Below are 25,181 nucleotides of genomic sequence, written 5' to 3' on the forward strand. Positions count from 1 at the left end.
CTGTATGGAAATATTGCTCGATACGTGTGTGTTTTTTAAATAGAAAGAATTTCTGTTTTTTAAAAGATATTTGGATAAAAAAACTATGTTTTTTTCTGGAATTTTTCTCACGTTAGTTTAAAAATTTTTTGACGGTAAAATAAAAAAGATTTGCCTTATAGAAATTTTGCTTTGTTGTAATAGAAAAATTTTCCAAAGCGTGTCCAAAGAAAAACCACACTTTAAAGATGTGTGTAAAGTGTGGTTTGTTTGTATTAAAAGTAACTTATTTGCACAAAAATATAGCCTATAAAAATTGATATGCCAGCATCGCACTAATGTAAGCAATGCCTGTCATAAAGCACCATTGTACGGCAGTCCATTTCCAGCTATTGGTTTCGCGACGCACTACTGCCATTGTGCTTAGACATTGCATAGCGAAGGCGTAGAACAGAAGTAGCGAGATGCCTGTCGCAAAGGTATATACGGACGTTCCGTCAGGGCGTGTTTCGCTTCGTAATTTGCTTAGAATGGTGCGTTCACCCTCCTCTTCTTCTGTGTCCAAATCGCCACCTAAACTATAAATTGAAGCCAATGTAGCGATGAAAACTTCACGTGCGGCAAAGGAAGAAAGTACGCCGATGCTAATCTTCCAGTCGTAGCCCAGAGGTCTGAAAATAGGTTCAATTGTCTTTCCGATGTAGCCTAAGTAGGAATATTCCAGCTGTGCCGATTCAATGAAATGAGCAGTTTGGGTTTCGTCCCATTGCTGTTGCTGAGCCAAAGTAGTTGCTTCGTTTTCGATATTGTTGTACTTCTCTCCCATTCCGTGCGACCCTAAAAACCACAGAATCACAGAGATTGCTAAGATGATTTTCCCAGCTCCCAATACAAAGCTTTTCGTCTTTTCATACACAGTGATAGCTACGTTTTGCCATAGAGGTACTTTATAATTGGGCATTTCGGCAATGAAAAAACTTTTTCCTTTCTTGATTTTCAGAAGTTTGTCCAGCACAAAAGCAGAAAGCAACGCCACAACAAAACCTAAAACATACAGTGCAAATAGCGTAAACGCCTTGTAACTTATGAACAGAAACTCGCCATCAGGGATTACCAAAGCAATGATAATCAGATAAACGGGCAGTCGGGCAGAACACGTCATAAACGGAGTTACTAAAATTGTGATAAGGCGTTCTTTCCAACTTTCGATGTTTCGTGCAATCATCACGGCAGGAATTGCACACGCCGCACCCGATATCAGCGGAACAACACTCTTACCGTTAAGCCCGAAACGCCTCATAATGTTATCCATCAAGAATACCACTCGGCTCATATATCCACTTTCTTCGAGCAAAGAAATGAAGAAGAAAAGGATAGCGATTTGGGGAATAAAAATCAAAATTCCCGTGATTCCCGGCAGGATTCCTTCGGTTAGTAATTCCGTTAATGCTCCTTTAGGAAGTTTTTCGGACGCCCAGTTTGTAAATTTCTCCAAGTTCCCTTCTATCCAATCCATCGGATAACTGCTCCAATCGTACACAGCTTGGAACACGAGCAACAGCACCATTGCAAAGATTACGTATCCGAAAATTTTATGAATAAGAATCTTATCTAATTTTGCTCGCAGTGTTTTGGCTTCGGAAAGGCTTACCGAATATGTTTTCTTTAGTATATCGTTTATCTGCTGATACCTCAAGATGGTTTCTCGCTGCTTCATCCGTTTGATTTCGCTCTCGCTTTTGGTATTTCGTACGCCGGCAAGGTCGATTTCTTTGTGACTCTCAATAAAGTCCGTATTGTGTGATATTATCAGCCAGAGTTTATACGGGTTTTCTTTAGGAAACAGCGTAGTTAAATTATGGAAGTACGGAGCATCCAACCGATTGATATCCAAGAAAGAATGTACGGGAAGCTCGCTGTAATTGGCAAGAACGATTTTGAGTTCGTCCAAGCCCGTACGAGTGCGTGTACTGGTTAGTATAACCTTGGTTTTCAGTTCTCTTTCAAGTGCAGGAATATCAATCTTGATGCCTTTTCGCTTCATTTGGTCTGCCATATTCACAACCAGAACCGTAGGCAGGTTAAGGTCTTTTATCTGCGTAAATATGAGCAAGTTTTGTTTTAAATTTTCGACATCTGCAGTAACGACAACCACATCGGGATAAAGTTCTTCGTTCTTGTTTAGAAGAATATTCACGGCAACACGCTCATCCATTGAGTTAGCGTTGAGGCTGTACGTGCCCGGCAAGTCGATGATTTCAACTTTAACATCATCGGTAAGCTTGCAGTGCCCGATTTTTTTTTCGACCGTAATTCCGGGATAGTTTCCTACCTTTTGGTTTAATCCCGTAAGTGCATTAAAAATAGAAGTCTTTCCCGTATTCGGATTTCCTATAAGGGCTACTTTTATATCTCTCCTCATTATATTTTTTCAATTTCAATTAGTGAAGCCATTTCCTTGCGGATGGAAAGGTATGAATTGTTCATATTAACATAAATTGGGTCACCGAAAACAGATTTTTCAATGACTTCAACCTCGCTCCCCACAAAGCATCCTAATTCAATTAGTTTTAGCGGAACATTCTCAATGTCAATATGTTTTATGATTCCCTTTTCGCCTTTTTTAAGATGAGAAACAGTAAGTTTTCCTTTAGCAGAAGTCTTCTCCATAAGAGTGTTTAATTTAGACTTAATTTAAGGGCAAAGATACTCTTTTTTAAGAAAAAGCGAAATCAGCAGTAAGAAAAGTTTTCTTTCAAACAAGGCAAAAGCACAAAAATGAAAATAATGTGGAATCAAACAGCATTGATAAGCCGTAATAGTGATTATTTGTGAAGAAGTAAAACGCTTTAAATCAGTAAATTGCTATTTTTGTTGCTGTCAGAATTTTCAATTTTGAAATCTAATTTGAGAAAATATTTGCTACAAAGATGTTTTTCAATTGCAAAATTTTGTACTTTTGCTCGAATATAAGTCAAAACAAAACGACCTTATGGAATATTTAGATTTTGAATTACCAATCAAAGAATTGGAGGAGCAAATGCAGAAGTGTGCTCTTATCGGTGATGAGAGTAATGTTGATATGACCGACGCCTGCAAGAAGATTGAAAAAAAGCTCAACCAAACAAAGAAAGAAATTTACAGTAATTTGACACCTTGGCAACGTGTTCAAATTTCACGCCACTTGGACAGACCCTACACACTTGATTATATCAGAGCCCTTTGCGGAGATACATTTTTGGAACTTCACGGCGACAGAACCGTAAAGGACGATAAGGCAATGATAGCAGGTTTTGGAAAAATCGATGACCAAAGTTTCTTGTTCGTGGGGCAACAAAAGGGAGTAAATACCAAGATGCGTCAGTACCGCAATTTCGGGATGGCAAACCCTGAGGGATACCGTAAAGCGTTACGTTTGATGAAATCTGCCGAGAAGTTCGGGATTCCTATCGTTTGTTTGGTGGATACACCGGGTGCTTTCCCGGGAATTGAAGCCGAAGAACGAGGACAAGGAGAAGCAATTGCCCGTAACATATTGGAAATGTCACGATTGAAAGTTCCGGTAATTGTATTTATCATCGGAGAAGGAGCATCAGGAGGAGCTTTGGGAATTGGAATAGGAGACCGCGTTTATATGCTTGAAAATACTTGGTATTCAGTTATTTCTCCCGAGTCTTGTTCGTCCATCCTTTGGAGAAGTTGGGAATACAAAAAAGAAGCCGCTGAAGCACTCAAACTTACGGCTCCTGATATGAAAAAACTTAAACTGATTGATGAAATTATCAAAGAACCTCTTGGAGGAGCTCATCGTGATAGAGAAACTACTTTCCTCACTGTCAGAAAGGTAATTTTAGAAACATACGAAGAACTGAAGAAACTTCCGCCGGAAAAACTCGTTGAAAAACGGATGGATAAATATCTGAATATGGGAGTTTATAAACAATAAAATTGCAAAATGGTTGTCTTACTAAGGCAACCATTTTTGTAAGAATAAAAATTGAAAAGAGCGCGAATCATAAATGAAAAACAAAATGAATATAACTTCGGATGTTTTAAACAGAAAAGGAGCAACGAAAATTGAAAATATCCCTACAGAAGTTTTGCAATTGCTTAATTTAGGGCGTATTGAAACGGTTAACCTAACGGAATGGCTGGCTGTCAATCACGCTGTTTTGGTGACCTCTGTTTTTCCTGAAATGAGTGTTTCTGAGGAGGTTATAAATAAAATTGTTTTGGAACTGAAGCAACAGAAAAAAGCTTCGGCAATGAATAGTGTAAAAATCGTAGGTGGAATACTTTACAAAGAGTACGTAAATTCTGATGCTTACGAGAAATTATTTCAAAAATTGAATTCGCATATTTCGGATTCTGTACGTTGTTATGCAACTTACTTTTTAGCTTTGAATAAAAATATTTCTGTAGAAGATAAGTTTTTGAATTTGAAGTCTTTAATTTCCGATGCACATTTTGGAGTTCGTGAAGTTGTGTGGATGGCTTTACGCAAAGATATTAGCGAAAATCTTGATTTTTCTTTAAAATTTTTATCAAATTGGGCAGAAAGTGAGAATGAGAATGTTCGTCGCTTTTGCACAGAATCTACCCGACCACGAGGGGTTTGGTGTTCGCACATTGACCAGTTAAAGGAAAAACCTGAACTGGCTCTGCCTATTTTAGAAAAGCTCAAATCCGATTCATCTAAGTACGTGCAGGATAGTGTGGGAAATTGGCTGAATGATGCTTCCAAAACCCGACCTGATTTTGTTACACAACTTTGTGAACGTTGGAAAAAAGAAAGTCCGACAAAAAGCACACAATACATCGTAAAGAAAGCTCTTCGCACAATTTTGAAAAAGTAATTTCTTTTGTAGCAACAGAAAATTTCTGCACGTAAAAATAGTTATCAAAAATACTTTACTTGAATTGCTGTTTTTCCTGCCTCTTGATATTCAGGATTTGGATTGTTTTTGTGCTACTTGTAAACAATTTATCAACAGCTTATTAACAATTGATGTTCACATATCTTTTTCAAAGAATCGTTTTTTTTCCTAATTTCGCACTATGAAAGAAGCACAAACATATCCATCTTTACAAATAGAAGCTACAACAAGTCCTGCTATGATTAATTTGGAGCGAGGGAAAATACCTCCGCAAGATGTTAATATAGAGCAAGTTGTGCTTGGAGCGATGATGATTGACAAAAAAGGAGTTGATGATGTTATCGACGTACTCAGTCCTGAGGTTTTTTATCGAAAGCAGCATCAGCTTATTTATCAAGCCATTTTTGAACTTTTTCAACAATCGCAACCCATTGACTTATTAACAGTTATGGAGCAGCTTCGCAAAAATGGAAATTTGGAAGCTGTTGGCGGCGAATTTTACCTAATTCAGCTTACGCAACGAGTGTCATCATCGGCACACATTGAGTTTCACGCACGTATTATTATGCAGAAATTCATTCAACGCCGATTGATTCAAATTTCATCGGAAGTAATTGAAGATGCGTATGATGAAACCAAAGATGTTTTTGATTTGTTAGATTCTGCGGAATCGAAGCTTTACGAAGTTACACAAGGAAATCTGAAACGCTCAAGTGAATCAGCTGGTGATTTGGTTATCAAGGCTTTAAAGAAAATTCAAGACCTTTCCAACAAAACGGATGGCTTCAGTGGCGTTCCTTCCGGATTTACAAAGTTAGACCAACTTACATCGGGCTGGCAGGCGAGTGACCTCATTATTATTGCGGCACGTCCGGGTATGGGAAAAACGGCTTTGACGCTTTCTATGGCACGAAATATCGCTGTGGGACAAGGAATTCCGGTTGCTTTCTTTTCGTTGGAGATGTCTTCAGTTCAGTTGATTACGCGTTTAATTTCTTCCGAAACGGGACTTTCTTCCGAAAAATTGCGTACGGGGAAATTGGAACCTCACGAATGGCACGTACTGAGTACTAGAGTAAAAGACCTTGAAAAAGCACCATTATACATTGATGATACGCCTTCAATTTCAATATTCGATTTGAGGGCAAAAGCACGCCGACTTTCTTCTCAATATGGTATAAAGTTGATAATTATTGATTATCTGCAACTTATGACAGCAGGCGGAACAAAAGGTGTAGGAAATCGGGAGCAAGAAATTTCAACAATTTCCCGAAACCTGAAAGCTTTGGCAAAAGAGTTGGATATTCCTGTGATTGCTCTTTCACAATTGTCGCGTAATGTGGAGTCACGTCCCGGGCATAAGCGTCCTCAATTGTCGGACTTGCGTGAATCGGGAGCTATTGAGCAAGATGCTGATATTGTGTCATTTATATATCGTCCTGAGTATTATAAAATTATGGAATGGGATGACGAAGCTCAATCCCCAACTGAAAATCAAGGAGAATTTATTGTTGCTAAACACCGAAATGGCGGATTGGATAACATTCGTTTGAAATTCTTGGGTCAGTTTGGTAAATTTGATAACTTGGATGAATTTGATAGTTCTGGATTCCAGTCTTTTACGCAAGAAATCGGCTCGAAAATGAATGATGATTTTGATGTCTCCAGATTACCATTAGCACAGGAAGCCTTTGGAGATACTCCTCCTAATTTTTCAAATCAAAACATAGATGATATTCCTTTTTAATAAGTAAAAAAGAAAATAAAAATAAAAAACATCTGAGAACCAATTCCCAGATGTTTTTATTTTTAAGAGATATTTCTATTTTTCTATTTCTCGTAAATTTTCCATTTTTTTCTTCTGTAAGAAACCATAAATATCTTCCAAGTGTTCGGTAACTTTCCCGCCTCCAAATTCATACACTTTGGTTACAAGTCCGTCCAGAAAATCGCGATCGTGTGAAACTACAATGAGCGTTCCGTCAAAATCCAGAAGTGCCTGTTTTAGAATATCTTTGGTACGCATATCAAGGTGATTTGTAGGCTCGTCCAAAATGAGCAAGTTCACAGGTTCAAGCAGGAGTTTTATCATCGCAAGCCGAGTTCGTTCGCCACCGGAAAGCACTTTTACTTTCTTTTCGCTTTCTTCCTTGTTAAACATAAAAGCTCCTAAAATATCACGTATTTTGGTGCGTATGTCTCCAACAGCAATATCATCAATTGTTTGAAAGACAGAAAGTTCTCCGTTTAGCAAAGAAGCCTGATTTTGAGCGAAATAACCAATTTGAACATTGTGACCTAATGAGAGCGTTCCACCGTGGTCAATTTCTTGCATAATACATTTTACAAGAGTTGATTTTCCCTCGCCATTTCGCCCTACAAAAGCTACTTTTTCCCCTCGCTTGATGGTGAAATTTACATTTGAAAAAATTTGTTTTTCGCCGTAGGTTTTTTCCAAATCTTCGGCTATGACAGGATAATTTCCCGAACGAGGCGAAGGAGGAAATTTTAGTTTTAGGGCTGAGGTGTCCTCTTGGTCAACTTCTATAATTTGCAGTTTTTCAAGCATTTTAACTCTTGATTGCACTTGTAATGTTTTGGAATAAGTACCTTTGAAACGCTCGATAAATTCCTTTGTTTCGGCAATCATTTTTTGTTGCTCATCGTACTGTTTTTGTTGTTGAGCACGTCGTTCTTTCCTAAGTTCAAGATAATGAGAGTATTTTGCTTTATAGTCATAGATGCGTCCCATTGTAACTTCAATCGTGCGATTAGTTACATTGTTTACAAAGGCTCTGTCGTGTGAGATAAGCACCACGGCTTTGGCAGAGTTAATCAAAAAATCCTCAAACCATTCAATGGAGTTGATATCGAGGTGATTTGTAGGCTCATCAAGAAGCAGTAAATCAGGGTTTTGAAGCAATAATTTTCCTAACTCGATACGCATTCGCCATCCGCCGCTAAATTCATTCGTTTGTCGGTGAAAATCTTCACGGGTGAAACCTAAACCGAGTAGCGTTTTTTCGATTTTTTCTTCAAAATTGGTATCTTCTATTCCGTAAAATTTTTCACTTAAAGAGGAAACTTCCTCAATGAGTTTCATATATTCATCGGATTCATAATCAGTACGAATGGTAAGTTCCTGATTGATTTCTTCAATGCGTTTTTCCATCGATTGAATGGAAGCAAAAGCCTTAGCAACTTGTTCAAAAACAGTGCAATTATCATCCATAATGAGATGCTGTGGCAAATATGCGATTGTAAAATCTTTAGGCATACTAACGTTACCTCTTGTGGCTTCACGTTCTCCGGCTAAGATTTTGAGTAAAGTGGATTTTCCTGCTCCGTTCTTCCCCATTAAAGCAATGCGGTCATTCGGGTTGATGGCAAAAGAAACGTCAGAGAAAAGCGTAGTACCTCCAAATTCAACACATAAGCTATTTGCTGTAATCATTTTTTCTTGTTTTTAAATTTTTAAAATATTGTTATTTAGTTACTTATGAAGTAGAAAGGTTTTTGTAAACCAGCGGGCAAAGATAGTTTTATTATTCGGAATTAAAAATCAATAAGTAACATCAATTTAGGTATAACTTTTTTCTGTATTTGAAGATGGAAAGTTATTAAAATTTATTTACATTTGCACCTTGTATTTGTAAGCAAGGTAATTATATGTCAAAAGGAGTTTTGTTGGTTAATTTAGGTTCTCCTGATTCAACTAAAGTATCTGATGTAAGGCGATATTTAGATGAGTTTTTGATGGATAGCAGGGTCATTGATGTTCCGTATCTGTTGAGGGCTTTTATCGTTCGTGGAATTATTTTGAGGTCAAGACCTAAAAAAACAGCGAAAGCCTACAAGAAAATATGGTGGGAAGAAGGCTCGCCGCTAATCGTTATTACAAAACGATTAATAGCTAAGTTACAGAAGCAGGTTTCAGTACCTGTGGAAATGGCGATGCGTTATGGAAATCCAAGTATTGAATTTGGCTTGCAACAGCTTAGGATTAAAGGAGTTACTGAAGTGCTTTTGTTGCCGTTATACCCGCAATATGCGATGGCAACTACCGAAACTGTGGAAGTGCTAACGGAAAAACTCATCAGAACGAAGTTTAAAGAGATGACCTTGACAAAATTTCCGGCTTTTTACAATCGTTCTGAGTATGTAGATGCATTGGCAAAAGTGACTAAAACTCACTTGAACGGCTATAATTTTGACCATTTGCTCTTTTCGTATCACGGTGTTCCCGAACGACATCTGTGGAAAACGGTGAAGACGGAAAATCACAAAAAAATCACCGAGGGAAGATACTGTTGCGACCCAAAATCGGATGAGGCAGAACGTTGTTACAGAACGCATTGCTTTGAAACTACACGTCAGTTAGTTGAACGCTTACAATTAACCAGAAGCCAATATTCGCAGGCTTTTCAGTCGCGTTTGGGGGTGGATAAATGGTTAGAACCTTTTACATCGGACAAAGTTGTGGGGCTAGCCCGAAGTGGAGTGAGAAAGCTGGCTGTGATAACTCCGGCTTTTGTGGCGGATTGTATTGAAACTCTTGAAGAAATAGAAATGGAAGCCGGAAAGGAATTTTTGGAAAATGGAGGAGAAGAGTTTAAAATGATTCCGTGCTTGAATGATGATGATGCGTGGGTTTATGCACTCGCAACGTGGATTCATCGATGGGAAAAACGATAAAAATAAGATTATAATATGGAAAAATCAGTAATTATATACGCTTCTGTAGATGGACAAACGAAAAAGATATGTGAACGTATCAAGGAAGTTTTGTTGTCAAAAAATCAAAATGCAGAAATGATTTCTATTACTGATTTCCGTAGAAATCTGGATGACTTTGATAAAATAATTTTGGCTTCAAGTATTCGGTATGGTAAACATAATCAGGATATTGTAAAATTAATTGATGAAAATCACGAACTTCTGAATACTAAAAAATCCGTTTTTATTTCGGTAAATTTAGTAGCCCGAAAAGCTGAAAAAAGGCAAGCAGATACAAATCCGTATGTAGTTAAATTTTTAAATAAAATAAAGTGGAAACCCACTGTTGTTGAGGTTTTTGCAGGTAAAATTAATTACAAAATTTATGGTTTTTTTGATAAGTTAATCATTAAGTTGATTATGACTATGACCAAAGGACCTACAAATTCTGACGCAGAAATAGAATATACCAATTGGGATAATGTAAACGCCTTTGCAGAAAGATTTTCCAAAATGTAATGCCTTAATTTTCTTACGATATAAATAAAAATAAAATTTATATTTAAATTAAATCTAAATAACTATATTTGCACCGTTAATTTTAAATTGAATGGTGATGAAAAAAGTTATCTTCTCCTTATGTTTTTTTGTATCTGGCTTATTATTAGCACAAAAAAACATTTTTCTTAGTAGCGACTACTGGAAAACCAAGCCTACTGTTGAACAAGTAAAGCAAAAAATAATAGAAGGAAATAATCCTATTGAGTTGAATGAGAGGGCTTATGATGCTGTTTCGTTGGCAATTAATAACGGAGCTCCTTATGAAACCATACTTTTTTTACTTTCTTTGGAAGGAAATGAAGTTAATAAGCTTACGCACGACAAACGTACTTATTTATTCTGGGCGGCATTTCAGAATAACTTACCGTTAATCAATTACTTACTTCGAAAAGGTGCCGATGTGAATGTAAAAGATTCTCATATGTACACGCCTCTTCTTTTTGCTGCTGTACGCGGAAATATAAATCCTGAACTTTATGATGTTTTGATAAAAAAAGGTGCAAACATCAAGGAAAAAAATGAAAACGGAGCTAATGCATTGCTTTTGGCAATTCCGCATATGAAGGATTTAAAAGAAACCCAATATTTTACAAAAAAAGGATTGTCGCTTAAAAGTGTTGATAATAAAGGAGATAATGCTCTTTTCTACGCTGCAAGAAGCGGAAATAAAAAAATAATCAGTCAGTTGATTGAAAAGGGATTAAACCCCAAAACACTAAACAATAAAGGGCAGAATTTGATGTTTGCAGCAGCTGAAGGTTCACGAATGAAATCCAATGATTTAGAATTTTTTGAATATATTGAAAGCTTGGGAGTTAGTCCTAATCAAAAAGACAAGGAAGGGTTAACACCTCTTTTCATACTTTCGGGGCGTCATAAGCAGCTTGCCGTTATAAATCATTTTATTGGCAAAGGAAATTCTGTAAATCAATCAGATAAGGACGGAAATACACCTTTAATGAATGCTTCTTCCAGAAATACTCTTGAGGTTGTTTCTCTTTTGACAGATAAATCATCTAATGTGAATGGAGTTGATAATCAAGGGCATTCAGCTTTAACTTGGGCTGTTAGCAGAAACACTCCTGACGTGGTTTCTTATCTAATCAAAAAGGGAGCAGATGTAAATATTAAAGATTCCCAAGGAAATTCGTTAGTATATTATTTATTAGAGAGTTATACGCCAAGAGAAGCTGAAAATTTTGATGAAAAATGGAATATTTTAGCTGAAAAAGGATTGAATTTTGCACAAAATCAGGAAAAAGGAAATAACTTGTATCATTTGGCAGTAGATAAAGGTGACCTGAAATTATTACAAAAAGTAGCTTCGTTAAATATTGACATCAATGCAAAAAATAAAGACGGACTTACACCACTGCACAAAGCTGCGATGATAGCTAAGGATTTGGATATGATAAAATTTCTGTTAGAAAAAGGTGCAAACAAAACTGTCACGACAGATTTTGAAGAAAGTGTGTATGACTTAGCCAAAGAGAATGAGGCTTTAAAAGGAAAGGATATTAATTTTTTAAAATAGAAATATATGAAAATCAGATACTTTTTATGGATTTTAGCAGTTATTTTTGTTGGTTTTTCTTTTACAAAACAACAACCTTCTACCAAGTATAAATGTATGATTCAGCTTACGAATTATGATGGAGAAGGAGCTTACATTGTAGTTTCGTTAATCAATCCGCAAGGAAAATATGAAAAAACATTGCAAGTTTTGGGCGACGACCCCGAATGGTACAGCGATTTGATTGAATGGTGGAAGTTCTATGGCAAACGCGAAACCATTGATGCTATCACAGGGGCTACAATTAGCGGAGGAGAAAGAGCAGTTAAAGTCATTGAAATTGAGAATGATAAAATTGATAAAGGATATAAAATACGTTTTGAAACTGCGGTGGAAGATCAAAAATATTACGCAACAGATGTAGAGTTTGAACTCACTTCTGAAAGTGTAAAAAGCAAGGTTGACGGAAAAGGTTATATCCGTTATGTGCGAATGATGCCGAACTAAAAATTGAATAAAAAAATGGGAGCCAAAAATTATGACTCCCATTTCTTATTTAACCACCAATAATTATTTTACAAATGTAATAGATTTTATAATAGATTCTAATTCAAATAGATGATCTCTCTTTTCGGTCATAGGAGCTGACACAAAGCCTTCAACAACCACTAAGCGATTATTAGGTTTATCTTCGATAATGTAATTTATGTAAGGACCTCCCAGTAGGAAATTTTTAACTTCCCATAGGCCCTTGCTTTCAATGGCTTTTCGGTCTTTAATTGTGGTGTTGTAAATACTTGGAGCAAAGGCAGATTCCGAAACCATATACATTCCTTCCTCTCTCCCAGGTATATAGCGTTTCCCGATAGAATCCCGCATTTTAACAATAGCTTCAGGACGAGCATCGCCCTCAGGAATGCTGTTAGGAGGCATTTCGTAAATAATGATGTTTGCCGTTCCACCTTTGATTTGCCGCTCTATCCAGAAGAAATTATTTTCCTTTTTCACAATTTTATAAACAGAAGGCATCGTTAGTTTGAAGCCTAATTTTTCTTCAATATCCTTTTCTTTGTTTAAAGATTTTCGGAAACGAAGCTGGTTTTCTGCGATATCATTTTCTTTGAATTCTCTGACGATTTTTGCAAAATGTTCCTGTATTTCGCAGGTAATATCACGGTTTGTTCTTCCTCGAATTACGCCAATTCGTTGAGGTTTAGCAAAAAGATTTTCTTTTATAACCACATTATTGATAGAATCTTTTTCTATGATTAAGATATTTCTGCTATTTCGGGTATTGTCAGTAAAAATTTGTGGTGGAATTTGATGTAACGAGAAAATTGGTTCTTCGGTAGAAAGCCCATCCACCGGCGAGGCGAAGTATTTACGAATGGTATCTCCCACCGAGCCTTTCCATAAAGTGTTGTCTATCACCACGGCAAGCGAATTTATTTGTCCGTTGGATTGAGGCAAATAAATTTCTCCATTGTTCTTATTTTTGTTTGATGTATTTTGGCAGGAAATCAGCAAAAATGCCCCGATGATAAAAAGTACTAATCGTTTCATAAGAGGTAGTTAATTTTACACAATTTTCATAGCTAAAATCGTTCCAAAGTTGATTTTTTTGAGCACAAATTCTCAGAAAAAAAGCATAAAATATTTTTTTTTAATGTTAATTGCTGATTGTTAATTATTTCCTATCTTTGCAGAGTTTGAAAAATAATATAATTTTAGCTGTTTACTGATGAAGATATTACATTCACAGGTTATTGGCGAGGGCAAACCTCTTTTCATTTTGCACGGCTTCTTAGGAATGTCCGACAATTGGAAAACTTTGGGAATCAAGTATGCCGAAGAAGGGTTTCAAGTACACTTGATTGACCAACGAAATCACGGACATAGTTTTCATTCAGAGGAGTTTAACTACGCCGTTTTGGTTCAGGATTTGAAGGCTTATGCACAATCGAAATCCATTTCTGAATTTGATTTGATAGGGCATTCGATGGGAGGAAAAACGGCAATGCTTTTCGCTACGGAAAATCCGCAAATGGTCAAATCGTTGGTTGTAGCCGATATCGCCCCAAAATATTATCCGCCACATCATAAAGGAATTTTAGAAGGATTGGCTTCTATTGATTTTGAAGTGGTTAAATCACGTTCTGAGGCTGATAATCAATTGGCTTTGTACGTTAGTGATGCTTCGGTTCGTCAGTTTTTGTTAAAAAATTTGTACTGGAAAACTCGCGAGAAGTTAGGATTGCGAATGAATTTGGAAGCTTTGATGGAAAACGAATCCGAAATTGGTGTGGAATTGCCTAAAAATAATACCTTTGCCGGACGAACGTTATTCTTAAAAGGAGAATTTTCAGAATATGTAATGCCTGAAGATGAATCACTTATAAAAGCTCATTTCCCAAATGCAGAAATTGATATGATTTCAAAATCAGGACATTGGCTTCACGCTCAAAACCCAACCGAATTTTTGGCAAGGACTTTGAGGTTTTTCAATTCTTAAACTAAAAAATATTTGATTATGAAGTATATTGTAAGTTTGCTTATCACGGCTGTTATTGTATTTTTGTTGGGAAATATTCTTCCCGTCGCACAAATTTCGGACTATTTTTCAGCTATTTTGGTCGCTTTTGTGCTATCCATTTTGAATGTTTTGGTAAAGCCTGTTTTGCAGATAATCTCTATTCCTATCACAATCATTACGTTAGGGCTTTTTCTGTTTGTTATCAACGCAGTGATTATTTTGTTAGCCGCAGAATTGGTAAATGGTTTTGAGGTAAGTGGCTTTTTCGGTGCTTTGCTCTTCAGCCTTTGTTTGTCATTGGTGCAATCGGTTGCATTCAAGTTGATGGATGATGGCAAATAATGCAGATAAAAATAATTTTCTGCCTAAAAATTAAATTATATGCTAAAAAATATTGTAAAAAATCCAAAGGTAAAAAATGTATTTTTCCATTTGGCTTTGGCTGTTTTGGCTCTTGTAGTTTTAGGATTTCTGATGTTGAAATTCTTGAAAGTGTGGACAAATCACGGAGAATACGTTGTAGTTCCTGATTTAACAAAGAAAACACTAACCGAAGTTGAATTTATTCTGAAAGAAAACAACTTGCGTTATGAGGTTCTTGATTCAACGAATTATGACCCGAAATTTCCAGCCTTTTCAGTGATTAGCCAAAGTCCTGAAGCTACCGAGCACGTGAAGGAAAACAGAAAAATTTATCTGACAATTAATCCTTCGGGCTACCGAAAAGTAACTGTTCCTAAAGTAATCCAGATTACGCGTCGCAGTGCTGAGGCTACTTTGAAATCTGTTGGGCTTGATGTAGGTAAAGTCACGTATGTTGATGATATAGGGAAAGATATGGTTCTTGAACTTTCATACAAAGGCAAAAAAATTGAGCCGGGTGAGCAACTGATGAAAACCTCAAAAATTGATTTGGTTTGCGGAAACGGGTTGGAAAATATGGGAGTTTCGGATTCGATTCCTACAACAAAAGAAATTGTTATTCCTGTTGAAGAATTAGAGTAATGCAAGCATTTGAAGGAGAGTTAGAAAAAGAAGACGAGCTTTACGAACATTACAGCTTTAAGGCAGGAAAGGGGCAAGAACCATTACGAGTAGATAAGTTTCTGATGAATTTTGTAGAAAACGCTACTCGTAATAAGGTGCAACAAGCTGCAAAACAAGGAAATATATTTGTCAATGGAGTGGCAGTGAAGTCAAATCATCGGGTGAAAGCCAACGATGAGGTGAAAGTTATGTTTGCTCATCCGCCACACGAATATTTATTGACTCCTGAAAATATCCCTATTGATATTGTTTATGAAGATGACCAGTTGTTGGTTGTGAACAAACCGGCGGGAATGGTGGTACATCCCGGACACGGAAATTACAGCGGAACGCTCATCAATGCATTGATATATCACTTTGAAAATCTGCCTAATAACAGCAGTAACCGCCCTGGTTTGGTACATCGTATTGATAAAGATACCAGCGGTTTGTTGGTAATTGCCAAAACAGAAGAGGCAATGCTTCATTTGGCTCAACAATTCTTTTTGAAAACGTCTGAACGTGAATATGTTGCATTAGTTTGGGGAGATGTACAACAGGACGAAGGAACTGTAGAAGGACACATAGGAAGGCATTTGAAAGACCGTCTTCAAATGGATGTTTTTCCCGATGGTAACCACGGAAAAGAAGCCGTTACACACTACAAAGTATTAGAAAGATTTGGGTATGTAACATTGATTTCGTGTAAGTTAGAAACGGGTAGGACACATCAGATACGTGTGCATATGAAGCACATTGGGCATACACTTTTTAACGACGAACGCTACGGAGGTAACAAAATACTAAAAGGAACAACTTTTGCAAAGTACAAACAATTCGTTGAAAATTGCTTTGAAGTGTTGCCACGACAAGCCCTTCACGCTAAAACATTGGGCTTTGAACATCCTGTAACAGGTCAGTTTTTACGTTTTGATTCTGAACTACCTGAAGATATGGTTCTCTGCATCGAAAAATGGAGAAAATACAAGGCAGGAAGTGAATTTGTGAAATAAAAAATGTTAAAAAAAACCGACAGTTCGTGTTTTTATCTATCTTTGGAAAAAAATTAAGTAATATGAAACTAAGAAACTTTGTTCCTATGGCAGCACTATTTCTTTCAGGTGCTGTATTTTCATCGGGAGAGCTTTATGCTCAGGTAAAAAAGAAAGAAAAGACTTGTTCAAAAAAAGAAACTTGTGCCAAATCTTGCTCAAAAACAGCAGATTACGGCAAGCCAAGCGACGTTAAAGCCAATGAAGGCACTTTTAAAATCGTTCCGTTAAAGTACGATTATAATGCGGTAGATTCTTACATTGATGCACAAACAATGTTCATTCATTTTTCAAAGCATTACGTAGGATATTTGAACAATTTAAACAAAGCTGTTGAAGGAAAACCTCAAGCAGGGCAATCTATTGAGCAAGTACTTAAAGGCTTGGATATGAGTAACGCTACGCTAAGAAATAACGCGGGAGGATATTACAATCACAATATGTATTTCGATGTTATTTCACCAAAAGGAGGCGGACAACCAACAGGAGTTTTAGCAGAGGCTATCAATCTTGATTTTGGAAGTTTTGAAAACTTTAAAAAGTTATTTTCAGAAGCAGGAGCAAAACGCTTTGGTTCGGGATGGGCTTGGTTAGTGGTAAAAGATGGTAAATTGCAAATCGGAAGCACTGCTAATCAGGATAATCCGTTGATGCCAGGTTTGGAAATTTCAGGACAACCAATCTTAGGGATGGACGTTTGGGAGCACGCCTACTATCTGAAATATCAAAACAAACGAGGAGATTATGTTACTAACTTCTTTAATGTAATCGACTGGGAAAGAGTAGCAGAGCTTTACAAAGCAGCTATAAAATAGCATTTGAATAATAGGATACTACTTGCCATAGTTCCGCATTAAAGATATCGGAGCAATTTAGATTTTTGGATTAAAAAAGTTTAGATTGCTCCGTTTTTTAGATTTGAAATTTTAACAAGATTTAAAAACCAATAAAACAAATTATGAAAAATAAAATTGTCTTTCCTTTTTACGCACGTTTGGCACTTATTTTGCTCGGAACGGTGCTTACATTTCTTATCTTTTACTTAGGTAGAGAGATTATTGTGCCCGTAGTTATGGCGATGCTTTTTGCCATTTTACTGCGTCCTATCAATCGGTTTTTTAATAGGAAATGTCGCTTTCCTAACACTATTTCTTCGCTGGTTACTATTTTCCTTTTCGTGGTGCTGATATTAGGCATAGCAACGTTTATTTCTGTAGAAATTGGAGGTATTGCCAGCGATACGGAAGCCATAGTCAAGAATATTGAAACGCATTGGGCTCGATTACAGCTTTTTATAACTGATTTTTTCGGAATCAGTAAGGTTGATCAATCACAGCATATTAATATGGTTCGGGAAGAAACCAAATCTGCTTTAACGAATTCTGCGGCGATGCTCGTTACCTCATTTTCCGATGTGGTTTTCAGTATGGCGATGATTCCAATTTACGCATTTTTGTTTTTGCTTTACCAAAACCATTTGATTACGTTCCTTTCAAAGTTAGTGGGCGAGGGCGACCAAGAACGCCTGAAAAATATACTCTTCAGCATCAAAACAGCTGTTCAAAGTTATCTGATAGGAATATGCTTACAAGTGCTAAGTATTGCTGCTCTGACGGCGATTGGGCTTTCTATTGTTGGGGTGCAAAACGCAATTCTTTTGGGGGTAATTACCGGAATTTTGGGGCTTATCCCATATCTGGGAAACCTTTTAGCTTGCGTAATTACTATTTTGGCAACGCTTTCAGGCTCGCCCGACTTAAGCCTAATCCTTGGGGTGGTTATAGTTTCGGTGGTGGTGCAGATTATCGACAATAACATCTTGGTGCCTTTGGTGGTGAGTTCAAAAGTGGAGATTAACGCCTTTGCTTCCATCATCGGGATTTTGGTAGGAGGAAGCCTTGCCGGAATAGGAGGGATGTTTTTGGCAATTCCTGTTATTGCCATCCTTAAAGTGATATTTGACAACGTTCCGTCGCTGAATCCTTGGGGGTATTTATTGGGCGATGATTTGCCCAAAATCCCTCAGTGGTACAATAAAGTAAAGCAATTGAAAACGCTTGCAGCGGACAAGAAAGCAACCAAAAAAGAAGAACCACCGCAAGAGAATCCCGCACCATAGGGCTTTCCTTTGCTTGCAAAAAATAACGATAAGGGCGAACCATTTGGTTCGCCCTTATTGCTGTTATAATTCTTGCTAAGGAATCCATTTCTTTTCAAAGTTCGGTTTGCGTTTTTCGAGGAAAGCATCACGCCCTTCTTTGGCTTCTTCTGTCATATAGGCAAGGCGGGTAGCTTCTCCGGCGAAAACTTGTTGCCCTACCATTCCGTCGTCGGTAAGGTTCATTGCAAATTTCAGCATTTTGATAGAAGTAGGCGACTTCGCCAAGATTTCTTGAGCCCATTCGTAAGCTGTTTGCTCCAATTCATCGTGCGGAATTACGGCATTGACCATTCCCATTTCGTACGCTTCTTGAGCAGAGTAATTTCTGCCTAAAAAGAAGATTTCACGTGCCTTCTTTTGTCCTACCATCTTTGCCAGATATGCCGAACCATACCCCGCATCAAAGCTGGTTACGTCCGCATCGGTTTGTTTGAAGATGGCGTACTCCTTACTTGCCAGCGTGAGGTCACAAACCACGTGAAGCGAATGTCCGCCACCTACAGCCCAGCCGTTTACCACGCAAATTACAGCCTTAGGCATAAAGCGAATAAGTCTTTGTACTTCCAAAATATTCAATCGATGATATCCATCTTCGCCCACGTAGCCCTGATGTCCGCGAGCCTTTTGGTCGCCACCGCTACAAAAGCTCCATACACCATCTTTTGGCGAAGGACCTTCGGAAGATAGAAGAACAACACCAATGGAAGTATCCTCGTGAGCATCTTTAAAAGCATCAAGTAGTTCAGAGGTAGTTTTAGGGCGGAACGCGTTACGAACTTCAGGTCGGTTAAAGGCGATTCTGGCTACGCCGTTACATTTTTTATAGGTAATATCTTCGTATTCTTTTACTGTTTCCCAATTCATATTTCTCAATTAACAATGAATAAATTTTTAACGAACAATTAATAGATTAATTAATTTCCTTTTTTGTAATCTGCTAAAAATTGTGCTAAACCACTGTCAGTTAGTGGATGTTTTAGTAAGCCCAAAATAGCTGAAAGAGGTGCGGTAACCACGTCTGCCCCAATTTTGGCACAGTGCATAATGTGCATCGTGTGGCGAACGGAGGCAGCTAAGATTTCTGTTTCAAAATCATAATTGTCATAAATCAATCGGATATCCTCAATGAGGTTTAGCCCATCGGTTGAAACGTCGTCCAGTCTTCCGATGAAAGGCGAAACGTACGTAGCTCCAGCTTTAGCTGCCAATAATGCCTGACCTGCAGAGAATACAAGCGTACAGTTAGTTCGTATGCCTTTATCCGAAAAATACTTAATGGCCTTTATTCCTTCTTTTATCATCGGAACTTTTACCACAATTTGTTCGTGTAACGAAGCCAGCATTTCTCCTTCTTTTATAATGCCTTCAAAATCTGTGGCAATTACTTCCGCAGATACATCTCCGTCCACAATGTTACAGATATCAACATAATGTTTCAAGATGTTGTTCGTGCCGGTGATTCCCTCTTTTGCCATAAGCGACGGATTCGTAGTAACGCCGTCCAAAATGCCCAAATCTTGTGCTTCACGGATTTGGTTTAAATTAGCTGTGTCAATAAAAAATTTCATAATAAATTAGTGTATTAGGTGATGTTACTTCGAGTGCATTGCTAAGCGAAGTTAGCATCTCTTTTCAGGGAGATATAACTTCACTCAGCCAATGTACTTACTTGTATGGATACTTAAATTTTTTTAAAATTTCTATTCAAACGATGAATAGTTCTGCAAATATATTCCTTTTGCTGAGAAAAAAGCAAATCGGTTTTGAAATATTCGTTTGCAAATTTCTGAAATCCGCTTTCGGAAATCTCAAAGCAGTGCTTACCTTACTTGTTCAATTTCTTTGTTAATGTTGTCGATTAAGTTTTTGTATTTTTCCATACCGTTGATAGTCGCCAAAGCGTTGATGTACTGCACTAACTTCTTAAAGCTATCGTATGTTTTTATACGTAATTTCTTGCTCAGCCCTGGTTCATTGCCCGAAGTTTCATACGTACGTTCATTATAGAGCTTTTCAAACTCAGTGTTTGTTTGGGCAAGATATTTCACCCATTCGGTAGCCCAAATGTTGCTCAAATTTTGCTTGTGCGTAGGTGTATCAAGGTCTTTGAGTAGAGAATTGATAATGGCAGTTTGCTCGGCACGGGGTTTGTCTTGCGGAGCTTTGCCAAACTTATCAATTTCAGCCAATAATTCCTTTGCAGAATTTGATTTTTCAGCTTCGGGGAAGAAAACAAACGTGCGGCAATGTTGTGTAAAGTTCACTAAAATCTTGTCGCGTTGATTGTCGGCTTCTTCAATTTTTTCAGTAAGCAAACTTTTTTGCAAAGGTTTGAGAGCTTCTTCAAAAGCTTCTAAATCGGTAACAAATTCAGCTTGAACTGCTTCTAAGCCTAATGAAGTTGCATCTTCTTTCGCTAAATGATTCTTGACATTAGTCATATGTGCCAAGAAAGCCATCTGTGGGATTCTTCCCAAATTAAAATTTCTAATCATAGTAATTTCTGTTTTAAAATTTATATTCTTTTTTAAGATGTTTTCCTATATACGATGCCGGAAACTAACAAAATTTGCAAAGTTTGGTGATGTTGTGTGCCTGTTTTTCGTTGTTTTCTGACCGATTCTTTCAATTTTAGCTGAAAATAGCCCGTTTTTTCCGAACAACAGCCTTACCGACCATCGGTTCTTGCTGTTGATTGCGAAAAATAGCTTACTCGGGTGCGGTTTTTGCCTGTTGTTTGCGAACAACAGCTCCAACCTCCATCGGTTTGGACTGTTTTTCGCGAACAACGGCTTCAACCTCCATCGGTTGGAGCTATTGTCTGAAATATTTGCTTCTTTTTACTAAAGAAAGGAACTAATTTGGGGTAAATATACAAAAAAAGTCGATAAGTTCATACTATTTTGAATGAATTATCGACCTTTAGGGAAGTAATTATTGATAATTTTTGTTGAAATTCTTTAAGAAAGAGTTTACATTTTGTAATGATTCATCAGCATTTTCTCGTATGTTTTGCTCGGCAAGATACGCTTTAAAACGATTGAGAATTTCTGCAAGAAACTTCCCTGTTTGTAATGAACGTTGGGATGTTTTGTGCATATGATTTGAAAGATTTTTTCAGCCATTTCTATCGGATTGCCTCCTGAATCCACGTGCTGATTCATCAAATCCAATGACTTTTGGTAGATTTCCGCATACGCCGAATTTTCTTTCACAGGAGCGTGGTATCTGCGTGAAGCGATATCGGTGGCGTAATCACCCGGAGCTACTGTGGCTATTTCAATCCCAAAGTTTTTGACTTCCATCCGCAGGGCTTCGGACATTAGCATTAAGGCACCTTTACTGGCGGAGTATGCTCCCCGAAACGGAAGCCCCATATAGCCTGCAATGGAAGTGACATTGATGATGAGTCCGCTTTTTTGTTCTCGCATCGACGGTAAAACGGCTTGCATTAGGGAGATAGCTCCGTAAAAATTCGTGGCGAATACATTTTGAAGTTCTTCCATAGGGATTTCCTCCACGGCTCCGGTAATGCCCACGCCGGCGTTATTAATAAGGATGTCTATCTTTCCGGTTTCTGCGAGAATGGTTTTCACTGCTTGAGAGATGCTTTCTTGGTTGCGTACGTCCATCGGGAGTAGCTTAAAGGGCAGGTTTTTGCCTTCAACATTTCGGGCTGTACCATAAACGGTGAAACCTTTTTTTGTGAGCAATAGGGCTGTTTCCTTCCCAATCCCCGAAGTAGCTCCCGTAATTAGAACAATTTTTGAACGATTCATCGAATTTCTTTTTGGGGCAAAGATAAAAATATTAAAGGAGAGAATGAAAAGTATTTATTTCAGTTCAAACGTCAGCTCGTTAGTATCGTCAGCTGAGTGTTGGGCTATTTTACAATTTCTGACGAAACAATTTTTACAGAAGTTCTCTATTTTTCAGGTTTTAAAAATGTTATTATTTAATCAGCAGTAGATAAACTTCCAAACGGAACTATTTTTGATTCTGGTAGAGCCAAGACAGAAAATCGGGCATATTGAAGGCGGGATGCCAACTATTATGACCCACGCCATAAAATTCGATGTATTCGACATTTTTGCCTGTTTTCTTCAAAGCTTTGTAGGCATTTCTGGAGAAATTAACAGGAACGACCTGGTCACTATCTCCGTGATAAATACGGAATTGGGTATTGGTTTTTAGATGCTTCAGTCGTTCGGGGTTTACAGCTCCGCAGATGGGGATAGCAGCTGCAAATTTGTCAGGCAAACGACAAACCAAATCAAAAGTAGCCATCGCTCCCATTGATAACCCAACTACGTAAATGCGTTTTTCGTCCACAGGGTTCTTTTCGGTGAAGTCATTTAAAAGTTCTATGACAAGTTTCATCTGTGAAGTAATGGGAGGATTTTCAGAAAACAGAGCGGAGCTGTCAAATCCTTGTTCCGGTCGCTTTTCAATTGACCAGTAAAAATTATTCGGGCATTGGGGGAACAAAACAAATGATGGATATTTGTCTCGGTTTAACGGATTGGAGAACATCGTTCCGCCGTGAAGAAGCTGGCTTTCATTGTCTTTGCCTCTTTCGCCCGCACCGTGCAAGAATAACACCAACGGATATTTTCTGTTTTTTTCCAAATTTTCAGGAATTAACCGCCTGTACTTTAACGAGTCTTTAGTGCTGCCGATGAATATCTCTTTTGAAAAGGCTTCATTTTGAGCAAAAAATGATGTAGGCATAATTAAAAGTAATATTAATACGTGAAGTTTCATACGAATTGTTTTTAGTAATTATCTCTTGTTTTACACGTTCTCACGCCCCACAAAAATAAAAAATATTTCATAATAATTAATATGAGAAACATAAATAAATTAGTAGATTTTTAGGTCAAACGCATGAAAAATTTTGGATAATATCTTTTAAGTAATCTGTATTGTAGGCGGCTTTGAGTCTTCGTTTCTTTAAGCTTAATTTATCTTTTTGATTTTTAATCATTTGTAAGGCTAATTTCCGCAGAGCAGATAGGTTTTCAGCCGAAAATCCTGCTCTGGCTCGGCACGAATCCTCCCGAAATGTTACATCCAAATGCCAATGCAATTTATTCTCAATCCCCCAATGCCCACGAACTAATTCATTGAAATAATCCGCAGATAAGCCCTCTTCACTGCTGATGTAATACCTCGTTTCTTTCTGAATATCAGCACCTAAATGCCTTTCAGATTCAATTTGAATCAGGGTTTTCAACCCCGCCCAAACCGATAAATTTTCATCAAGCAACACATCTTTCGCTTGTAAAATACGGCATTTACGAGTTTCAAATCGAGACGAAGAATATTCCCATTCTTCTGAAAAACAATCACTTGACCTGGCTTTAAATCCGCAGACCACATCCTCAAATAATTCTGATTGATTCGATTTTAAAGACAGTAAATAATGCCCTTTTTTCGCCATAATTACAGATGCTATTTCTTTCTGACAGCCCATCGCATCAATGCTAACTACCGCATTTTCAATATCTAAACTATTGATGATTTCAGGAATAGCCGTTATTTCATTGGATTTGTCTGCTACTTTTTTCTGTCCGATGCAAAGTTCGTTTTCGCTCACCCAAGCATTTACAATGTAAAGCCCTGTATTTCCACGACTTCTAGGATTTACACCTTTAATCTTTTTACCATCAATGCAAATTTGTTTTTCGCCAAGCGTGTCCAAAATGGCTTTACCACAATCCATTAAGCATTTGTTTAAAACGCTAGTATCCAGCGAACTAAAAACTCGATTAAAGGTATCGTGGGAGGGTACTCCGTTGGGAAGCTTACAATATTCACGCACAAAATCAGGGTGATTTTCAGCAAATAATACCATATCTTCGTAGTCTTCGCCGTTGCTCAAATAGGTGAAAAGCCCAATGAGAAGTATGTCAGAAAGAAGATGATTGCATTTGTTCACCATACGAAAATCCTCAATGTCAGAAAAATAACTCACTAAATCCATAAAAACAAAAATATTAAATTTCGTGCGTTTGACCTAGTAGATTTTCGCAAGGTAACAGATGAAAAAAAATAACCATATGGCGTAATTTTTTCAAAAAAGTTTTGGTTTTTTCAAAAAAATGTGTATCTTTGCCTTCGTAAACGATAAAATTATTAACATAATGAAGAAATTTATTTTAGGAGTTGCTCTAGTTTTAGGAGCGGTTGTTTTTAACAATGCAAATGCACAAATCCAAAAAGGAAACTGGATGGTAGGTGGTCAGGTAGCGGATATGCAATTCACTAACGGATTGAATATTCTTTTGACTCCTCAGGCTGGTTATTTTGTGGCAGATAACTTCGTAGTAGGTGGGCTTGTAGGTTTAGGAGTTTCTAAAACAAAAGGTTCAAGCGATACGCAAACTAACTGGAATGTAGGTGCTTTCGGTCGTTACTACGTAGGTAAAGATTATGTAAATCTTTTGAAAAACGGACGTTTCTTCGGAGAGGGAAGTTTTGGATTTGGAGGGAGAAACTCTAGTTCAGGAAGTACAACAAATGGAATGGATTTGGGAGTAGGAGCTGGTTATGCTTATTTCATCACTCGTAACGTGAGTTTGGATGCAATGCTTAAATTCAATGCTGTTGTAGGTGGAGGAAACACAAGCGGACAAGGAGATTTAGGACTAAGAATTGGTTTCCAAATATTCCTTCCAACTTCAAAAGTAAAAGCTGCTTTGAACGATAAGTAGTAGTTGATTTTCAGTCTGAAAAGAATAACTGAAAGTATAAAAAAATC

The 25,181-nt window shown here is 37.4% G+C and carries 24 protein-coding genes; 14 read left to right on the forward strand and 10 right to left on the reverse strand.

Annotation, left to right across the window (positions count from 1 at the left end):
* Window positions 1-286 precede the first annotated feature (286 nt).
* Both feoB and CGC58_RS07720 read right to left on the reverse strand, forming a co-directional pair.
* Window positions 287-2,401: a ferrous iron transport protein B gene (gene feoB / locus CGC58_RS07715; protein WP_095896202.1), complete on the reverse strand. Its 2,115-nt coding sequence runs from the start codon at window positions 2,399-2,401 to the stop codon at window positions 287-289.
* Window positions 2,401-2,649, reverse strand: a complete 249-nt coding sequence (locus tag CGC58_RS07720; RefSeq protein WP_095896203.1) for a FeoA family protein — start codon at window positions 2,647-2,649, stop codon at window positions 2,401-2,403. Before CGC58_RS07720 ends, feoB begins: the two co-directional genes overlap by 1 nt.
* Before the next feature lie 322 nt (window positions 2,650-2,971).
* On the opposite strand from CGC58_RS07720, the gene CGC58_RS07725 reads away from it, so the two are divergent.
* The 3 genes from CGC58_RS07725 (at window position 2,972) to dnaB (ending at window position 6,603) form a co-directional block, all read left to right on the forward strand.
* On the forward strand, window positions 2,972-3,925 hold the full coding sequence (locus tag CGC58_RS07725) for an acetyl-CoA carboxylase carboxyltransferase subunit alpha (RefSeq protein WP_095897157.1): 954 nt from the start codon (window positions 2,972-2,974) through the stop codon (window positions 3,923-3,925).
* An 85-nt stretch (window positions 3,926-4,010) separates the two neighbouring features.
* Window positions 4,011-4,835: a DNA alkylation repair protein gene (locus CGC58_RS07730; RefSeq protein WP_198540714.1), complete on the forward strand. Its 825-nt coding sequence runs from the start codon at window positions 4,011-4,013 to the stop codon at window positions 4,833-4,835.
* A 259-nt stretch (window positions 4,836-5,094) separates the two neighbouring features.
* Window positions 5,095-6,603 (forward strand): replicative DNA helicase, encoded by a 1,509-nt coding sequence (gene dnaB, locus CGC58_RS07735; protein ID WP_394336612.1) that lies wholly within the window; start codon window positions 5,095-5,097, stop codon window positions 6,601-6,603.
* 75 nt (window positions 6,604-6,678) lie between these two features.
* On the opposite strand, the gene CGC58_RS07740 is transcribed toward dnaB, so the two are convergent.
* Entirely contained in the window at window positions 6,679-8,310 is a 1,632-nt protein-coding gene (locus tag CGC58_RS07740; RefSeq protein ID WP_095896205.1) for an ABC-F family ATP-binding cassette domain-containing protein, read from the reverse strand.
* 215 nt (window positions 8,311-8,525) lie between these two features.
* Here CGC58_RS07740 and hemH point away from each other — a divergent pair, with 215 nt between their 5' ends.
* The 4 genes from hemH (at window position 8,526) to CGC58_RS07760 (ending at window position 12,153) form a co-directional block, all read left to right on the forward strand.
* Window positions 8,526-9,551, forward strand: a complete 1,026-nt coding sequence (gene hemH, locus CGC58_RS07745; protein WP_095896206.1) for a ferrochelatase — start codon at window positions 8,526-8,528, stop codon at window positions 9,549-9,551.
* 15 nt (window positions 9,552-9,566) lie between these two features.
* The gene (gene hemG / locus CGC58_RS07750) at window positions 9,567-10,091 is read left to right on the forward strand and encodes a menaquinone-dependent protoporphyrinogen IX dehydrogenase (protein WP_095896207.1); all 525 of its coding nucleotides are present in this window, start codon (window positions 9,567-9,569) and stop codon (window positions 10,089-10,091) included.
* A 97-nt stretch (window positions 10,092-10,188) separates the two neighbouring features.
* The gene (locus tag CGC58_RS07755) at window positions 10,189-11,667 is read left to right on the forward strand and encodes an ankyrin repeat domain-containing protein (RefSeq protein ID WP_232748813.1); all 1,479 of its coding nucleotides are present in this window, start codon (window positions 10,189-10,191) and stop codon (window positions 11,665-11,667) included.
* A gap of 6 nt (window positions 11,668-11,673) precedes the next feature.
* Complete coding sequence (locus tag CGC58_RS07760) at window positions 11,674-12,153, forward strand: DUF2271 domain-containing protein (protein ID WP_095896209.1); 480 nt, start codon at window positions 11,674-11,676, stop codon at window positions 12,151-12,153.
* Between the two features lie 63 nt (window positions 12,154-12,216).
* Here the strand turns inward: CGC58_RS07760 and CGC58_RS07765 are convergent, their stop codons facing one another.
* Entirely contained in the window at window positions 12,217-13,209 is a 993-nt protein-coding gene (locus CGC58_RS07765) for a DUF4837 family protein (protein ID WP_095896210.1), read from the reverse strand.
* A gap of 178 nt (window positions 13,210-13,387) precedes the next feature.
* Between CGC58_RS07765 and CGC58_RS07770 the strand changes: the two genes are divergently transcribed.
* The 6 genes from CGC58_RS07770 to CGC58_RS07795 all read left to right on the forward strand — a co-directional run bounded on the left by CGC58_RS07770 (window position 13,388) and on the right by CGC58_RS07795 (window position 18,376).
* Window positions 13,388-14,158 (forward strand): alpha/beta fold hydrolase, encoded by a 771-nt coding sequence (locus tag CGC58_RS07770; RefSeq protein ID WP_095896211.1) that lies wholly within the window; start codon window positions 13,388-13,390, stop codon window positions 14,156-14,158.
* Between the two features lie 18 nt (window positions 14,159-14,176).
* Window positions 14,177-14,521 (forward strand): phage holin family protein, encoded by a 345-nt coding sequence (locus tag CGC58_RS07775; protein ID WP_095896212.1) that lies wholly within the window; start codon window positions 14,177-14,179, stop codon window positions 14,519-14,521.
* 39 nt (window positions 14,522-14,560) lie between these two features.
* A complete protein-coding gene (locus CGC58_RS07780; RefSeq protein ID WP_095896213.1) occupies window positions 14,561-15,184 on the forward strand; it encodes a PASTA domain-containing protein in 624 nt (207 codons plus the stop codon).
* Window positions 15,184-16,218: an RluA family pseudouridine synthase gene (locus CGC58_RS07785; protein WP_095896214.1), complete on the forward strand. Its 1,035-nt coding sequence runs from the start codon at window positions 15,184-15,186 to the stop codon at window positions 16,216-16,218. Before CGC58_RS07780 ends, CGC58_RS07785 begins: the two co-directional genes overlap by 1 nt.
* 62 nt (window positions 16,219-16,280) lie before the next feature.
* The gene (locus CGC58_RS07790) at window positions 16,281-17,072 is read left to right on the forward strand and encodes a superoxide dismutase (RefSeq protein WP_095896215.1); all 792 of its coding nucleotides are present in this window, start codon (window positions 16,281-16,283) and stop codon (window positions 17,070-17,072) included.
* A 143-nt stretch (window positions 17,073-17,215) separates the two neighbouring features.
* Window positions 17,216-18,376: an AI-2E family transporter gene (locus CGC58_RS07795; RefSeq protein ID WP_095896216.1), complete on the forward strand. Its 1,161-nt coding sequence runs from the start codon at window positions 17,216-17,218 to the stop codon at window positions 18,374-18,376.
* Between the two features lie 75 nt (window positions 18,377-18,451).
* Here CGC58_RS07795 and CGC58_RS07800 read toward each other — a convergent pair whose 3' ends face one another.
* The 6 genes from CGC58_RS07800 to CGC58_RS07825 all read right to left on the reverse strand — a co-directional run bounded on the left by CGC58_RS07800 (window position 18,452) and on the right by CGC58_RS07825 (window position 24,404).
* A complete protein-coding gene (locus CGC58_RS07800; protein WP_198540715.1) occupies window positions 18,452-19,282 on the reverse strand; it encodes a 1,4-dihydroxy-2-naphthoyl-CoA synthase in 831 nt (276 codons plus the stop codon).
* Window positions 19,283-19,332: 50 nt separating this feature from the next.
* The gene (fsa, locus tag CGC58_RS07805) at window positions 19,333-19,986 is read right to left on the reverse strand and encodes a fructose-6-phosphate aldolase (protein ID WP_095896218.1); all 654 of its coding nucleotides are present in this window, start codon (window positions 19,984-19,986) and stop codon (window positions 19,333-19,335) included.
* Window positions 19,987-20,238: 252 nt separating this feature from the next.
* A complete protein-coding gene (locus CGC58_RS07810) occupies window positions 20,239-20,913 on the reverse strand; it encodes a DUF6261 family protein (RefSeq protein WP_095896219.1) in 675 nt (224 codons plus the stop codon).
* 477 nt (window positions 20,914-21,390) lie between these two features.
* Window positions 21,391-22,197 carry an SDR family oxidoreductase gene (locus CGC58_RS07815; RefSeq protein WP_095896220.1) on the reverse strand — a complete coding sequence of 269 codons (807 nt, stop codon included), beginning with the start codon at window positions 22,195-22,197 and terminating at the stop codon, window positions 21,391-21,393.
* A 208-nt stretch (window positions 22,198-22,405) separates the two neighbouring features.
* Window positions 22,406-23,182 (reverse strand): carboxylesterase family protein, encoded by a 777-nt coding sequence (locus tag CGC58_RS07820; protein WP_095896221.1) that lies wholly within the window; start codon window positions 23,180-23,182, stop codon window positions 22,406-22,408.
* A gap of 115 nt (window positions 23,183-23,297) precedes the next feature.
* Complete coding sequence (locus tag CGC58_RS07825; protein ID WP_095895210.1) at window positions 23,298-24,404, reverse strand: ISAs1 family transposase; 1,107 nt, start codon at window positions 24,402-24,404, stop codon at window positions 23,298-23,300.
* Between the two features lie 160 nt (window positions 24,405-24,564).
* Between CGC58_RS07825 and CGC58_RS07830 the strand changes: the two genes are divergently transcribed.
* Window positions 24,565-25,134, forward strand: a complete 570-nt coding sequence (locus tag CGC58_RS07830; protein ID WP_095896222.1) for a hypothetical protein — start codon at window positions 24,565-24,567, stop codon at window positions 25,132-25,134.
* The last annotated feature ends 47 nt before the right edge of the window (window positions 25,135-25,181 follow it).

It is taken from the genome of Capnocytophaga stomatis (assembly GCF_002302635.1).
Classification (GTDB): domain Bacteria; phylum Bacteroidota; class Bacteroidia; order Flavobacteriales; family Flavobacteriaceae; genus Capnocytophaga; species Capnocytophaga stomatis.

Bases quoted from the DNA above. Each gene is read 5' to 3' on its own strand.
- feoB (WP_095896202.1), bottom strand. From the start codon at position 2,401: ATGAGGAGAGATATAAAAGTAGCCCTTATAGGAAATCCGAATACGGGA.
- CGC58_RS07720 (WP_095896203.1), bottom strand. From the start codon at position 2,649: ATGGAGAAGACTTCTGCTAAAGGAAAACTTACTGTTTCTCATCTTAAA.
- CGC58_RS07725 (WP_095897157.1), top strand. From the start codon at position 2,972: ATGGAATATTTAGATTTTGAATTACCAATCAAAGAATTGGAGGAGCAA.
- CGC58_RS07730 (WP_198540714.1), top strand. From the start codon at position 4,011: ATGAATATAACTTCGGATGTTTTAAACAGAAAAGGAGCAACGAAAATT.
- dnaB (WP_394336612.1), top strand. From the start codon at position 5,095: ATGATTAATTTGGAGCGAGGGAAAATACCTCCGCAAGATGTTAATATA.
- CGC58_RS07740 (WP_095896205.1), bottom strand. From the start codon at position 8,310: ATGATTACAGCAAATAGCTTATGTGTTGAATTTGGAGGTACTACGCTT.
- hemH (WP_095896206.1), top strand. From the start codon at position 8,526: ATGTCAAAAGGAGTTTTGTTGGTTAATTTAGGTTCTCCTGATTCAACT.
- hemG (WP_095896207.1), top strand. From the start codon at position 9,567: ATGGAAAAATCAGTAATTATATACGCTTCTGTAGATGGACAAACGAAA.
- CGC58_RS07755 (WP_232748813.1), top strand. From the start codon at position 10,189: ATGAAAAAAGTTATCTTCTCCTTATGTTTTTTTGTATCTGGCTTATTA.
- CGC58_RS07760 (WP_095896209.1), top strand. From the start codon at position 11,674: ATGAAAATCAGATACTTTTTATGGATTTTAGCAGTTATTTTTGTTGGT.
- CGC58_RS07765 (WP_095896210.1), bottom strand. From the start codon at position 13,209: ATGAAACGATTAGTACTTTTTATCATCGGGGCATTTTTGCTGATTTCC.
- CGC58_RS07770 (WP_095896211.1), top strand. From the start codon at position 13,388: ATGAAGATATTACATTCACAGGTTATTGGCGAGGGCAAACCTCTTTTC.
- CGC58_RS07775 (WP_095896212.1), top strand. From the start codon at position 14,177: ATGAAGTATATTGTAAGTTTGCTTATCACGGCTGTTATTGTATTTTTG.
- CGC58_RS07780 (WP_095896213.1), top strand. From the start codon at position 14,561: ATGCTAAAAAATATTGTAAAAAATCCAAAGGTAAAAAATGTATTTTTC.
- CGC58_RS07785 (WP_095896214.1), top strand. From the start codon at position 15,184: ATGCAAGCATTTGAAGGAGAGTTAGAAAAAGAAGACGAGCTTTACGAA.
- CGC58_RS07790 (WP_095896215.1), top strand. From the start codon at position 16,281: ATGAAACTAAGAAACTTTGTTCCTATGGCAGCACTATTTCTTTCAGGT.
- CGC58_RS07795 (WP_095896216.1), top strand. From the start codon at position 17,216: ATGAAAAATAAAATTGTCTTTCCTTTTTACGCACGTTTGGCACTTATT.
- CGC58_RS07800 (WP_198540715.1), bottom strand. From the start codon at position 19,282: ATGAATTGGGAAACAGTAAAAGAATACGAAGATATTACCTATAAAAAA.
- fsa (WP_095896218.1), bottom strand. From the start codon at position 19,986: ATGAAATTTTTTATTGACACAGCTAATTTAAACCAAATCCGTGAAGCA.
- CGC58_RS07810 (WP_095896219.1), bottom strand. From the start codon at position 20,913: ATGATTAGAAATTTTAATTTGGGAAGAATCCCACAGATGGCTTTCTTG.
- CGC58_RS07815 (WP_095896220.1), bottom strand. From the start codon at position 22,197: ATGAATCGTTCAAAAATTGTTCTAATTACGGGAGCTACTTCGGGGATT.
- CGC58_RS07820 (WP_095896221.1), bottom strand. From the start codon at position 23,182: ATGAAACTTCACGTATTAATATTACTTTTAATTATGCCTACATCATTT.
- CGC58_RS07825 (WP_095895210.1), bottom strand. From the start codon at position 24,404: ATGGATTTAGTGAGTTATTTTTCTGACATTGAGGATTTTCGTATGGTG.
- CGC58_RS07830 (WP_095896222.1), top strand. From the start codon at position 24,565: ATGAAGAAATTTATTTTAGGAGTTGCTCTAGTTTTAGGAGCGGTTGTT.